The sequence below is a fragment of the Streptomyces sp. KL2 genome, from assembly GCF_046529545.1.
Taxonomy (GTDB): Bacteria; Actinomycetota; Actinomycetes; order Streptomycetales; family Streptomycetaceae; genus Streptomyces; species Streptomyces radiopugnans.
On record NZ_CP127170.1, the window covers coordinates 443,690 to 456,435 of the forward strand.

Consider the following 12,746-nt stretch of genomic DNA (forward strand, 5'->3'; position numbering starts at 1 on the left):
ATGCCGCACGGTGCGCGGGGAACGCGCGCACGACAGGGCACGGGGAGACCGCATGGGGCTGAGCAGGGCCGACTGGGGACCGGGTGGTTTCGATCAGTTTCGATCGGACCGGGATGAGGACGAGGTGTACGAGGAGAGTGGAGATCCTGTGGGCGCCGGATCGGGGCTGCCCGGTCCGGTGCGGGCGGCGGCCGTGCGCGCGGTCGTCCTCGTGGCCGTGACCCTGGTGCTGGTGATGGTCGCCGTCCTGTGCTCCCTGGCGCAGGTGTGGCTGGCCCTTCCCATGGTGCTCGCGGCGGTGGCGGGCACGGTGGTCACCACCTGGGGGGTGCTGGACGTGTGGGTCACCCGGCAGATGTGGAACCAGCGCAACGGGGTGGTCTCCACACCGAGCAGCGTGGCGCGCGAGCGCCGCGCCTTCCGCCGAAGACACGGCTAGAGGGGGTGGCCGGAGGGCCGGGCTCCCCGGATCCGGCAGCCCCTCCCCGCACCCGGGGACGCTCGCCGCCGCCGTGTCCGGCCCGCCCGCTGCCGTACCCCGGGGCCGTCCGCGATGAGACGGGCGGACGGTGCCTTCCGTGCGAGGGCCGCCGCATCGCGGGCCTCCGCCTCGCCCGGCCCGGGGAGCCGGGACCTCAGTTCGAGGTGCCGGCGGCGGACGCGGGGGCGTCCGCCGCGGTGGTCCCCTCGCTTTCGCCGGGGGCGGCCGGCGCCGGGACGGAGGGCGGAGTGTCCTGCGCCCGGCCGGGGCCGTCGGGGCGGCGGAACATCCGGGTGGCGGTGATCTCGCCGTGCACCGGTTCGGACTCCGGATCCTGCTTGGGCAGACCGGGCCGCAGGTGCTCCTCGACACTGATGTACTTCAGCCCCGCCCGCAGGTCGGCGTCGTTGCGCAACCGGATGACCAGCGGGAACTCCGCCAGCGCCGTGGTGTCGAACAGGCCGGTGGTGTAGATGAGCTGGACGCCGAGCGCGTCGGCCACCGCGCGCTGGAGCTCCAGCAGATAGGTGGCGTTGGCGCGGCCGATGGGGTTGTCGAGGAAGAGCGTGCCCGCGTGCCGGTGCCTGTCGCGGCCCCGGTCGTTGCTGCGCAGCGCGGCCATCGTGCAGTACAGGGCGATGGCCGCGGTCAGCAGCTGGCCGCCGGAGAAGACGTCCCCCATCTGCCCGACCGGCACCCGCTCGGCGCGCAGCACCGCGTCGGGCTTGAGGATCTCCACCGACACCCCGCGCGGCCGGAGGGCGGCGTGGACGCCCCGCAGCAGCAGCGTCATGCCGTCCCGGCGCAGATCGGAGTTGCGGCGGACGGCCGCCCGGGTGGCCTCGTCGATGACCTCTCCCAGTCGCTCGGCGAGGGCTGCCTGGTCGGGGTCCTCGAAGCGGATGCGCAGGAACTCCTGGCCGGACCACTCCCCCAGCCCTCCGGGGAGCCGGGACAGGCGCTGGGCGGAGCGGAGGGTGGCCAGCGAGGACTCCACCAGGCCGCGCAGCCGGTCCACGATGCTGTCCCGGTTGCGCTCCAGCTGGTCGAGCTCGTCGGTCAGGACGCGCAGCCGGGGCTCGAAGGCGGCGGCCCAGGAGGCGGCGTGGTCGGGCAGGGCGGCGGCCGGGAGCTCGCGGATCTGCTGGCGGGCGGGGGTGCGCACCTGCTCGTAGCGGGTGGAGTTGGCGTGCCGCACCAGGACGTCGCTCGCCTCGCGCACGGCCGACTCGGCGGCGGTGAGGTCGGCGGCGCAGCCGCGCAGGGAGCGGCGGGCCTCGGCGGCCGCCTGCCGGGCCTGGTCGAGGGTGCCGGCGTACGGCTCGGGCCGCGCCCCGCCCTCCTCCGGGCCCGTACCGCCCGTGCCGTGCGGGTCGCGCAGCAGGTCGCGGAGCATGGCGGCCAGCTCGTCGAAGGCCCCGGCGGCCTCCTCGGCGGCGCGCTGGGCGCGGACCAGCTCGGCGTGGGCGGCCCGGGCGGCCTCCAGCGCCTCGGTGCGGGCGGCCAGTTCCGTGTTGGCGCCGCGCAGCAGGGTCTGTGCCTGCTCGGCGTCGGCGGGGACCAGCTCCTCCGGCAGTTCGGTGTAGGCGTCCCGCTCCTCGCCGGGAGCAAGTCGCTCGGCCTCGCCGCGCAGCCGGCCGAGCTGCTCGCTGGCGGCCGAGGCGCGGGACTCCAGCATCTGGACCAGCGCCTCGGCGCGGGCCGCGGCGGCTTGCCGGGAGGGGCCGTCGGCGCCGTCGGGCCCCTCCAGGAGCTGGGCTGCGCGGGTGCGGACCTTGTTGGTGAGCCGGTCCAGGGCGGCGCGCGCGGCGCTCTCGTCACCCTCGGCACGCGCCTGTTCGGCACGCAGGTCGGCGCCGACGCCGACCTTCTCGTAGAGCTGGGAGGCCGCGCGGTACGCCTCGCGCAGGGCGGGCAGGGAGGCCGGGGGGCCTGCGGGCGGCGCGGCGGCGTCCGGGCCACCGGCCGCGTCGAGCGTGTCGGGGGCGCCCGCGATCTCGGCGCGCTCGGCGCGCAGCGCACGGGCGGTACGGCGCGCGTCGTCGGCGGCGCGCTGGGCGGCGCGCCGGTCCTCGTCGGCGGCCCGGGCGCGCTCCAGGCATGCGCCGGCCCGGGCCTCGGCCTCGGCCGCCTCGTCGGCCAGCTCCCGCAGCCGTGCCTGCCACTTGGCGCGCTCGCGCAGCCGGAAGGCCAGTCCGGCCAGGGCGTCGGCGGAACGGCGGGCCTGCTGGGCGCGCTCCTGCCTCTCCTCGCGTACGCGGGCGGCCTCGGCCGCGCTCTCCTCGGCCTCGGCCGCGGCGGCGCGGGTCTCCTCCAGGTGCTGCCGGGCGGTCTCGGCGGCCTCGGCGGCGGCCCGCGCCCCGGCGGCCAGCTCGGCCAGGCGGCCGGGCGGGCAGCCGGTGCGCCAGGAGGCGATCCGGGCGGCCAGGGAGCGGTCGGCGGACAGCCGCGCGGCCAGGGCGCGGATCTCCTCGTCGCGGGCGGCGGCGCGCTCGCGCAGCCGGCGGCGCTCGTCGTCGGCGGCGTGCTCGTCGTGCATGGCCGGGTTGGGCGGCACGAGGAACACACCGGAGCCGTCGGAGGCTCCGCCGTCCTCGCCTCCGGGTGCGGGAACGGGTGCCAGCAGCGCGGCGGCGGTGCCGACGGCGACGGCCGAGCGGGGCAGCAGGGCCGCGCCCGACAGGACCTCCCGGGCGCGGGCGTGGCTTCCGGGGTCGGTGATGACGACGCCGTCGACCAGTTCGGGCCGGGCGGCCAGGACGGCGACGTGGTCGGCCGGGTCCACGGACTGGGCGAGGTAGCGCCAGCCGGGCAGGGCGGGGATGCCGTGCTCGCCCAGGTACTCGACGGTGGCCAGGACGTCGGGGCCGGGCGGCAGCAGTCCGCCGTCGCCGAGGGCTCCGAGGATGCGGGAGTCGTCCGCGGCGGCCGTACGCAGGTCGAACAGCTGGCGCTCGGCGGCCGCGACCGACTCCTCCAGCAGCTCGCGCAGGGTCTCGGCGTTGCGGTCCAGCCCCTCGGCGTCCAGCGCGCCGCCGGGACTGGACTCGGCGGGACCGGGCTCCGGGGAAGCCGCCGACCGGTCGCCGGCGGGCAGACCCAGCAGCTCGGCCAGGCGCTCCTCGGCGCCCAGGGTCTCGGCGGCGCGCCGCTCGGCGGCGTACGCGCTCCCGGCCGCCTCGGCGGCGTCCGCGGCGCGGGCCGCGGCCAGCTCGGCGCGGGAGCGGGCCGCGGCGGTCTCCCGGGCGCGCTCGGCGGTGCGCCGGGCGCTCTCGCGCGCGGTCTCCCAGGCGGCGACGGCGGCCTTCTCCGCGTCACTGGCGGCCAGGGCGGCGCGGGCCGGGTCGGCGTCGGGCGAGGAGCCGTCCAGCCAGCCGGCGCGTACGGCCTCGGCCGTCTCCTGCTCGACCTCGGCCAGGCGCTGGCGCAGATGCTCGCTCTCGCTGCGGGCGCGCTGGGCCTCGGTGGCGGCGGCGGTGGCGTCGCGGTGGGCGGCCTCGCCCTCGCCCTGCAGGGCGGTGGAGCGCTCCTCCTCCTCGGCCGCGAGGTGCTCGGCCTTCTCCGCGGCGGCGTGCAGGGCGCGCACCAGCTCGGTGGCCGCCCGGGCGCGGGCGGCCAGCGCGGGGGCGGCGTCGCGCTCGGCCTCCCGGATGGCCGCGGCGACCCGGGCGGCGCGGTCGGCGGCGGCGCGGTGCGCCAGCACCGTCTCGGCCGCCTGCCAGGCGGCGTGCAGGGTGCGGGCCTCGCTCAGCTCCCGGCGCTGGGCGGCGGCGCTCCTCTCACCGGCGGCCAGCGCCAGGGAGGCGTGGCGGTAGGCGAGTTCGGCGGCGATGAGCGCGGCGCGCCCGCGTTCGCGTTCGGCCTCGGCGGCGGACCCGGCGGCGTGGTCGGCCCGCTCGGCGAGTTCGGCGGCGCGTCCGCGCTCCTCGGTGCCCCGGGCGGACAGCCGCCGGGCCAGGGCGCGGGTGCGCTGCTCGGCTCCGGCGTGGACGGCTCGGGCCTGCTCGCGGTGGCGGGCGGCCTCGTCGATGCGGCGCAGCAGGTCCAGCGACCCGGCGGTGAAGTCCTTCTCGGCGGTCAGTTCGGCGCGGCGGCCGAGCTTGTGGGCGAAGCCGTGCACCAGGTCGGCCAGCCCGTCGGTGTCGCGGGTGTCGGTGACCGCGCGCAGCAGCAGATCGGTGAAGTCGGAGTCGTTCTTGACGGCGAACAGGCCGGCGGCCTCCCCCTCGTCGGCGTTCATCTCCCGCTGGTAGCGGAAGAGCTCGGGGTCGAGGCCGAGGTTGCCCAGGTGCTCGTTCCAGCGTTCGTGGACCTCCTCCCAGACCACGTCGAGGTTCGGGTAGGTCTTGCCCGTCTCCACCAGGACGTCGCGGAAGCCCTTCATGGTGCGGCGCCGGCCGCGGGCGGCGGAGGCGCCCTCGGCGACGGGCCGCAGCGCGGTGGACTCGGCCACCGGCAGGGAGTCCAGGTTCATGCCCGGGCCGGGCCGGAAGCTGTACCAGGCCTCGGCGAACTTGCGCGGGTCGCTGGAGACCTGGCGGCCGCGCCACTCGCTGACCTTGCCGACGACGACGGTCTCCCCGGTGAGGGTGTGCTGCCACTCCAGGGCGACGTGCCCGCAGTCGTCGGCCAGCAGGAACTTGCGCAGCACGCCGGAGCTGGCGCCGCCGAGGGTGTTGCGGTGACCGGGCAGCATCACCGAGAAGATCAGCTTGAGCAGGACTGACTTGCCGCCGCCGTTCTCCAGGAAGAGCACGCCGGCGGGCGCGGGGCGGCGCGGCGGGCCGATCGGCTCGTCCTCGAAGAAGTCCGCCTGGGCGGGGGCGGGGCTGGGCACCGGCTCGCCGACCCCGCGCAGGTCCAGCACGGTGTCGGCGTAGCGCGCACCGGCGGGCCCGATGGAGTAGAGGCGGATCCGGGACAGCTCGTACATGGCGGCGGGGCTCTCGTTGCTCTGGCGTCGCTGGGGACGGGGTTCAGCTGTGGAAGGGCAGTCCGGCGTCGGCGGCCGGTTCGAGGGCGTCGGGGTCGGGGGGAGGCAGCAGGGTGGCGCTGCCGTCGCCGACGGGCACGACGCCCAGCTCCAGCAGCTCGGTCATGGCGGCGCTGCCCGCCATGTCGCGCACCTGGAGCTGGTAGCGGGCGGTGGTGCGGTAGGTGCCCCCGGCATCGTCGCCGGTGCGCTGGAGGAAGCCGGAGTCGGCGAGGAAGGCGGCGGCCTTGGCGACGATCCCGGTGGTGGAGCCGGCCAGCCGGCGGGAGTCCTTGGTGGCCCCGGTGGCGCTGCGCCGGGTGTACACCCGCCAGGCGGCCTCCAGGCCGGGCGCGTCGCTGGCCGGGTCGGTGTTCTCGCCCTCCCGCTCGGCGCGCTCCTCCAGTCTCCGGCAGGCCTGGCGGACGAAGGCGTCCACGCCGTTGACGGAGATCCTGCCGACGTAGCCGTCGTCGGCCAGGTCCTCGGGGCGGGGGAAGGCCAGGGCGGCGATGGCCAGATGGGCCAGGCCGTGCAGGAAGCGGTCGGTGGAGTCGGAGGTGGCGCGGCGGGCGTAGTCGCCCATGCGCACGGCGAAGACGGAGTCCTCGGCGGCGGTGACGGCCATCCCCGCGCGCGGGGAGACCTCCAGCACGACCAGCCCGAGGCCGGTGGCGACGGCGTCGGCGAGCCGGGCGAACGCGGGCTCCTCCCGGTAGCGGCGCAGCAGCTCCGCGTACTCGGCGTCACGGGCGGGCAGCAGCTTGGGCTGGAGGCCGAAGGAGACCAGCCGGGCTGCGTCGGCGGCGTCCGGTGGGGAGAGGGGGCCCCTGCCGGACGCGGCGGGGGCGCCGGACCGCTCGGCGGGCTCCGCGCCGGGCCCGCCGTGTCCGCCCGGCTCCTCCTGCTCGTCGTGGACGCCGTAACCGGTGTACGGGCCGTACTCGTTCAAGATGCCACCTCCGTGCGGTCCGCCGCCATACCCGCGGCGTCCAGCAGGGCCGTCCCCACCACGAGGTCGGCACCGCCGAACTCCGGGTCGTCCAGTTCCGTGCCGTCGTCCACGGCGAACAGCAGGCGCCGTTCGCCCTGCCGGTAGGCGGTGCCGACCGGCGGGCTGGCGGCGTGCACCGCCAGCAGGGCCACCAGGTAGGGCAGCTCCGGGTCGCGGCGGCGGGCCTCGGCCAGCAGGCCCGACAGCCGGCGCGGGGCGTCGGCGGGCAGCTCCAGCAGCTCCCGGGCGGCCTCCATCTGCTCCTCGCTGAACCGGCTGTCGTCGGGGGTGGCGACCAGGTCCGGCTCGGGCATCTCGGCGCCCAGGTGCTCGCGGGGCGCGGGCGGGGTGAGCAGCATCTCGGTCAGGTCCCCCAGCCGTACGGCCGCCGGGGCGCGCAGCCCGGTGCCGCGGGCGAAGAAGGCGTCGGTGACCTTGGTGGCCCGCTCCACCGGCAGCGGCAGCAGGGGGGCGAGCAGCTGCCCGTACAGGTCGAGTCCGACGACGGCGGCGGGTGGGGCGAACGCCTGCCGGTCCTGCTCGGCGCGGAAGAGCGGTCCGGCCTCCAGCAGCCGGGACTGGAGCTGGGTGTGGCGTCGGATGCAGTCCTTGACGATGTCGACCAGTTCGGCGGCGCGCAGCTTGTGGCCGGGGTTCTTGTCGGCGGGGGCCTCGTCCCGCGCCCTGCGGATGTTGGTGAGGATCGCGTTCTCGTGGCGGTAGCGGTCGGCGACGTGGTCGAGCGCCTCGGCGATCATGTCGGGGACGGCGTTGAGCCAGTCGACCGCGCGGACGTTGCGCCGGGTGGCCTCCAGGGTGCGGCGCAGCGTCTCGGCGTACTGCACGGTGCGGTAGCGGGCCTGCTCGGCGGCGAGCTGGGCGTCGGCCAGGCGGCCCCGGCTGACCAGCACCTCCAGCTTGACCTCGGCGGCGATCTGCGCGCTGGTGACGTCGGTGTCGAGGGCGCCGACCAGGACGTTGACCGCCTCGTCGGTGGTGCGCAGGTACACGCCTCCGCCCGGCCCCGGCACCTCCTCGATCAGCTTGAAGTCGTAGTCGCGCCGCACGTACTCGCCGTCGGGGCCGAAGGTGCCGTAGACGGCGCGGAACCCCCGGTCGACGCTGCCGACGTTGATCAGGTTCTCCAGGACCCAACGGGCGACCCGCTCGTGCTCGGCGGCGGGCCGCCGCGGCGCCTGGGCCGCGACCCGCGGCAGCAGCCGGGCCACTATCTCCTCGTGGTCGGCGCCGGTGTCGAAGTCCATGTGCAGGGTGACCAGGTCGATGGCGGCCAGCGCCACCTCCGCCATCGAGTACGTGCCGTACTCCCCGGCCAGGTTGGCCTTGCGCGCGTCCAGGTCGTGCAGGGGCGCGGTGCAGGCCAGCGCCCGCAGGCGCCGGGCCAGGCCCTCGTCGGCGGCCGGGCCCGGTGCGGGCCGCGCGGCGCCGGGGGATGAGGCGGATACTGCTGTGGTCACACGGCACAGATTAGGCGCTGGCACTGACAGAGATCGAAACGGCGGGAACGCTCCCGGGCGGCGCGGGTCCCCGGGCCGCCGGGTCAGCGGGCCGCCGCGCCGCCGGAGCCGAGCCGGCCGCGCACCGCGCTCTGCACGCCCTCCTCCTCGGCGGGATCGGCGGCCAGCCGCCGCAGCCGCTCGACGACCCGGGTGTCGCCGGTGGCGGCGTGGCGGGCGGCGATCTCGCGGGTGGACTCCTCGCAGTCCCACAGGCACTCGATGGCGAAGCCCGCCGCGAAGGCGGGGTCGGTGGCGGCCAGGGCGCGGGCGGCCCGGCCGCGCAGCTGGGAGGAGGAGGTCTCGCGGTAGACGTGCCGCAGGAGGGGGGCGGCGCGGTGCACGGCCAGCCGGCCGGCGCCGTCGACCAGCGGCCACAGGGCGCCGGAGTCGGGCCCCTCGGCGCGGACGGTGCGGCGCAGCGCGGCCAGTACCAGGGGGGCGTCCCGCTCCGCGCCGTGGCAGGCCAGCAGCGTGGCGGCCGCCGTGCCCAGGGGGTCCTCGCGCCGCGCCCAGCGGCGGGCGCGTTCGAGCGCGGCGGTGCCGCGCATCCGGGAGAGGGCGTCCAGCGCGGCCCGGGCGACGGTGCCGGAGGGACCGCCCGCGAGGTCCGCGGGGTCGGCGGCGGCCGGCTCCCCCGCGGCGGCCTCGATCAGGTCCAGTGCGGCCGGGTCGCCTCGCTCGGCGAGGTGGCGCAGGGCGACGGCGCGCGCGATGTCGGGGCCGGACCGGGCGGCGTCGAGCAGTTCGGGGCGGTCGTCGGGCCCGGCGACGGCGGCCAGGCAGCGGGCCGCCGCGGCCTCGCGGTGCCGCGGGCCGGGGCCCGGAGCCGCCATGGGCGCCGCGGACCCCGCGGGCGCGGAGGCGAGCGGTCCGTCGGCGGCGGGACGGGCGGCGGAGAGCAGCGGATCGCCTTCCTGGGCCCAGTCGAGCACCGCGCGCACGCTCCAGCCGGGGCGCGGCCCGGCCGGCCTCATCTGGCGCTGCCAGCGGCCGAAGGAGCCCTGCTCACGGGCGCGCCCGAGGCGTTCGCCCTGCTCGGGGCGGGCCGGGTCCTCGGCCCACAGCCGCCAGGGCCTGGGCTCGAAGGCGTCGCGGACGGCCGCCGCCAGCTCGGCGTCGCCCTCGGGGGTGCGCGGGAAGCGCGCCAGGACGGCGGGGCCCAGCGGGCGCAGTCCGGCGTCGTCGTCGCGGACGGCCAGTTCGTCCAGGGCCCAGCGCCAGTTGGCGCCGCGCGAGGCGTAGCGGCGCAGCAGCAGCAGTGCGCCGCGGTCGCCGTAGGAGGCCAGGTGCCCGAGGACGGAGAGGGCCAGCCCGGTGCGTTCCTCGCCGCTGTCGGTGAGGTCGTCGGGGCCGAACAGGTGCTCCTCGATGTCGTCGAGCCCGGCGTCCAGCTCCACGTGGAGCCGTGCGTAGTACAGGGAGCGGTGCTCGAGCCGCCAGTCGCGCCGGGGGTCACAGCGCAGGCAGTGGCTCAGGGCGGCGAGCGCTTCGGCACGCGGGGCCGCCAGAGCGTGCAGCGTGCCGTCGCCGCGGCCCCTCTGGAGGAGGCCGAGCAGCGTACCGCTGGGCGCTATGTCGGAATCGACGGAATCGGCGAACATAAGGTCAGCATCCGGTGCGGGGTGAGGGACTGGCAACGGGATTTCCGCTCTCCGGAGTTCCGGCCGGTCATCGCGGGTTCCTCCCCCGTTCGTCCCGGGTCCTCCCACGGGTTCCCGGCACCGGCGGAAAGCGGTCACTCCGGCCGCCGAAGGATACCGGGATCACGGCGCCGCGCCGAGTCCGCGCGCACGGGCGGTGCGGAGACGGCGGCCCCGGGCGTCCGCGGCCGCAGGACGGCCGCGGGCCCCGGGGCCCGCCCGCCGCTACACCGCCGCCCCGCCCCCGGCCCGCCGGGGGCGGGGCACCTCGGCTGCCGCGCCGGGGGAGCCGGGCGCCGCGGGGAGGGCGAGCGCGATCTCCTCGCGCAGGTCCTCGACCTTGGGGTACCCGGCGTACCGTCCGGTGAGCCGGTACATCTCCCGCAGCCGGTCCCAGGTGCGGTGGGAGGAGGTGTTGCCGATGGTGACCAGGGCCAGCCGCGCGTAGCGGTCCGCCTGCTCGGGGTCGTCTGCGATGAAGCAGGCGGAGGCGAGTGAGATGTAGTCGAGGATCTTCGACCGCTCGCGGCCCTTCTCCCGCAGCCGCAGCGCCTCCTTGGCGTGCTTCTCGGCCGTCCTCGCAGCCGAGGGGTCGTGCTCGGCCAGGGTGCGGTACGCCAGCGCCTGCATCCCGTGCAGGTCGGCCTCGTCGAACAGCTGCATCCAGCTCGGCGGCGGTACGTCCCCCCGGTCGGAGACGAACAGGTCCTCGGCCCGGCCGAGGGTGCGCCGCATCGCCTGGCCGCGCCCCATCGAGGCGTGGGCCCACGCCTCGATGGTGTGGAGCATCGCGCGGGTGCGCGGCAGGGTCTCCTCTCCGCAGCCGGCCTTGGCCAGCTTCATCAGGTCCAGGGCCTCGTCGGGCCTGCCCAGGTGCACCATCTGGCGCGCGGCCCGGGAGACGGCCTCCCCGGCGCGGGGCCGGTCGCCGCCCTCGCGGGCCGCGTGCGCGGCGATGACGAAGTACTTCTGCGCGGTGGGTTCCAGGCCGACGTCGTGGGACATCCAGCCGGCGAGGACCGCCAGGTTGGCCGCCACCCCCCACAACCGCCGCTGGATGTGCGGTGGGTGGCGGTAGGCGAGCATGCCGCCCACCTCGTTGAGCTGGCCCACCACCGCCTTGCGCTGGAGACCGCCGCCGCGGGCCGCGTCCCAGGCGCGGAAGACCTCCACGGAGTGCTCCAGGGACTCGACCTCCTCCACGCCGACGGGTGCGGCCTCGTAGCGGTCGGAGGAGGCGGGGGCGGCGAGGGCGGAGCCGCCCGGCCGGGAGGCGCCCGCCGAAGCCGGATCGTTCCGGAGCCAGTCGTACAGGGCGCTGCTGAGCGCCGGTCCTGCGGTGAGCGCGGCGCCCGCGCCCACCAAGCCGCGTCGGTTGAGCATGAGGTCCATTCCCGTGAATTCGGTGAGGACCGCGGCGGTCTGTTCGGGGGCCCACGGCAGTCCGTGGACGGACTGCCGTCTCCCTGCCTGCCCAGACCGGCTGAACCCGAGGTCCTCGATGGTCACGACACGGCCGAGTCGCTCGGTGAACAGGGTCGCCAGCACCTTCGGCACCGGGTCGCGCGGGGTCTCCCCCATGTCGATCCAGCGCCTCACCCGGGAGGTGTCGGTCGCCAGCTGCGGGTGGCCCATGGCCGCCGCCTGCCGGTTCACGCGCCGGGCGAGTTCGCCCTTGGACCAGCCGGTGAGGCCGAAAAGGTCCGCGAGGCGGGTGTTGGGTCCCTTGGTCACGTCGTAGCCCCCAGGTTCTCGGCTGTGTCGACAGTAGCCCTCGCGGGCCGCCCCCGAAGGGGCGCGCGGGCATTCGCCAGGGTTCGCCAGGGTCCGCCAGATGGTGTGCCACCCGTGTCCGGGTGTGCTGTAGGAACGCGCCATCCCGTCCGGTCGCCGGGCTTCCGCATTCCCCAGGGTGCGGCACGCCCCGGCCGGCCGGGTGGCGCGGCAATCCGTCGGCGCACGAAGGGATCCGGCTCGTCCATGAATCCAACCCCGTCTCCCGTGCCGGCCCCGGTCCGGCCGCGTCCGCGACCGCAGTACGGCACCGTCCTCCCCGAGCCGGTGCGCACGCCGCCCGCGGTCGTCGGCCTGCCCCGGCCGCGCCGGGCGCCCGGCGCGGGGGCCCGCCGGCCGCCGGGGGGCCGGAGCCGTCCGGCCTGCGGGACGGGCGGCTGCGTACCGCCATCGCCTCGGTGCACCGGGTCTGCCCGGAGTTCCAGCCGGTGCAGGTGCTGCGCCGGGGCGGGCGCTCGGTGCTGCTGGCGGGCACCGTCGGCCGCGTCGGCGTGGTCGCCAAGTGCCTGCTGGACCACTCGCCCGCGCGGGTCGAGCGGTTCCGGCACGAGATAGCGGTCTACCGCGCCTTCGTGCGCCACCGGCCGCCGGTGCGGGTGCCCCGGCTCATCGCCGCCGACCCCGACGGCTGCGTACTGGTCGCCGAGCGGGCCCCGGGCCGCCCGATGGCACTCCAGCGGCATCCGCTGGAGCTCCCGTCGCCGACCGACCTGCGCGCGGTGCTGGGCGCGGTGTGCCGGGTGAACGCCTGGCAGCCGCCCGCGGGCCTCTTCGGGGCTCCGGTCGACCACGGTGTGCGGATCGCCCGCTACCACGGGCTGGGGCTGCTGACGGACCGTGACCTGGGCGATCTGCGCAAGCTGCTGCACGGCCTGGCGCGTGGCGGCGTCCGCGCGCAGTTCTGCCACGGCGACGCCCTGCCGGTGAACGTGCTGCTCTCCCCGGCCGGTCCGGTGCTGCTGGACTGGGAGCACGCGGGCTGGTACCTGCCGGGCTACGACCTGGCCACCTTGTGGTCGGTGATGGGCGACAGCCCGATGGCCCGCCGCCGCATCAGCCGACTCGCCCAGGCCGGGGGCCGCGACGCGCGGGACGCATTCCTGGTCAATCTGATGCTCGTCCTCACCCGGGAGGCCCGCACCTGCGAGACGGCCGTGCAGCGCGCCATGCGGGACCCGGGGCCGGCCCCGGGCGGCGACCGGACCGGTCTGCCGAGCACCGGCGAGGAGCAGCGGCTGCTGCTGCGCCGTCTGCACGACGACTGCGCGATGGTCCGGCGCGCGGTGCGGGCGGCGGTGGGCACACGCTGACGACCGGCCCCTGCGGCGTCCCGTCGCCGGGCCGT

6 protein-coding genes and 1 pseudogene are annotated in these 12,746 nt (G+C 77.1%); 2 read left to right on the forward strand and 5 right to left on the reverse strand.

Annotated elements, in window-relative coordinates; genetic code table 11:
• The first annotated feature begins 148 nt into the window (after positions 1–148).
• Entirely contained in the window at positions 149–439 is a 291-nt protein-coding gene (locus QPK52_RS02060) for a hypothetical protein (RefSeq protein ID WP_410535166.1), read from the forward strand.
• A gap of 196 nt (positions 440–635) precedes the next feature.
• Here QPK52_RS02060 and QPK52_RS02065 read toward each other — a convergent pair whose 3' ends face one another.
• From QPK52_RS02065 to QPK52_RS02085, 5 genes are all read right to left on the reverse strand, one after another.
• The gene (locus tag QPK52_RS02065; RefSeq protein ID WP_410535169.1) at positions 636–5,414 is read right to left on the reverse strand and encodes a hypothetical protein; all 4,779 of its coding nucleotides are present in this window, start codon (positions 5,412–5,414) and stop codon (positions 636–638) included.
• Between the two features lie 43 nt (positions 5,415–5,457).
• The gene (locus tag QPK52_RS02070; protein ID WP_410535171.1) at positions 5,458–6,405 is read right to left on the reverse strand and encodes a hypothetical protein; all 948 of its coding nucleotides are present in this window, start codon (positions 6,403–6,405) and stop codon (positions 5,458–5,460) included.
• The gene (locus QPK52_RS02075; RefSeq protein WP_410535173.1) at positions 6,402–7,925 is read right to left on the reverse strand and encodes a hypothetical protein; all 1,524 of its coding nucleotides are present in this window, start codon (positions 7,923–7,925) and stop codon (positions 6,402–6,404) included. The genes QPK52_RS02070 and QPK52_RS02075 overlap by 4 nt, the downstream gene beginning before the upstream one ends.
• 83 nt (positions 7,926–8,008) lie before the next feature.
• Positions 8,009–9,568, reverse strand: a complete 1,560-nt coding sequence (locus tag QPK52_RS02080; protein WP_410535174.1) for a HEAT repeat domain-containing protein — start codon at positions 9,566–9,568, stop codon at positions 8,009–8,011.
• Positions 9,569–9,832: 264 nt separating this feature from the next.
• Positions 9,833–11,341: a hypothetical protein gene (locus QPK52_RS02085; protein ID WP_410535175.1), complete on the reverse strand. Its 1,509-nt coding sequence runs from the start codon at positions 11,339–11,341 to the stop codon at positions 9,833–9,835.
• Between the two features lie 246 nt (positions 11,342–11,587).
• Between QPK52_RS02085 and QPK52_RS02090 the strand changes: the two are divergent.
• A pseudogene (locus tag QPK52_RS02090) lies at positions 11,588–12,711 on the forward strand (aminoglycoside phosphotransferase family protein).
• Positions 12,712–12,746 lie beyond the last annotated feature (35 nt).

Excerpts from the sequence above, each read along its gene's own strand:
- QPK52_RS02080 (WP_410535174.1), bottom strand. The coding sequence starts at position 9,568 with ATGTTCGCCGATTCCGTCGATTCCGACATAGCGCCCAGCGGTACGCTG.
- QPK52_RS02065 (WP_410535169.1), bottom strand. The coding sequence starts at position 5,414 with ATGTACGAGCTGTCCCGGATCCGCCTCTACTCCATCGGGCCCGCCGGT.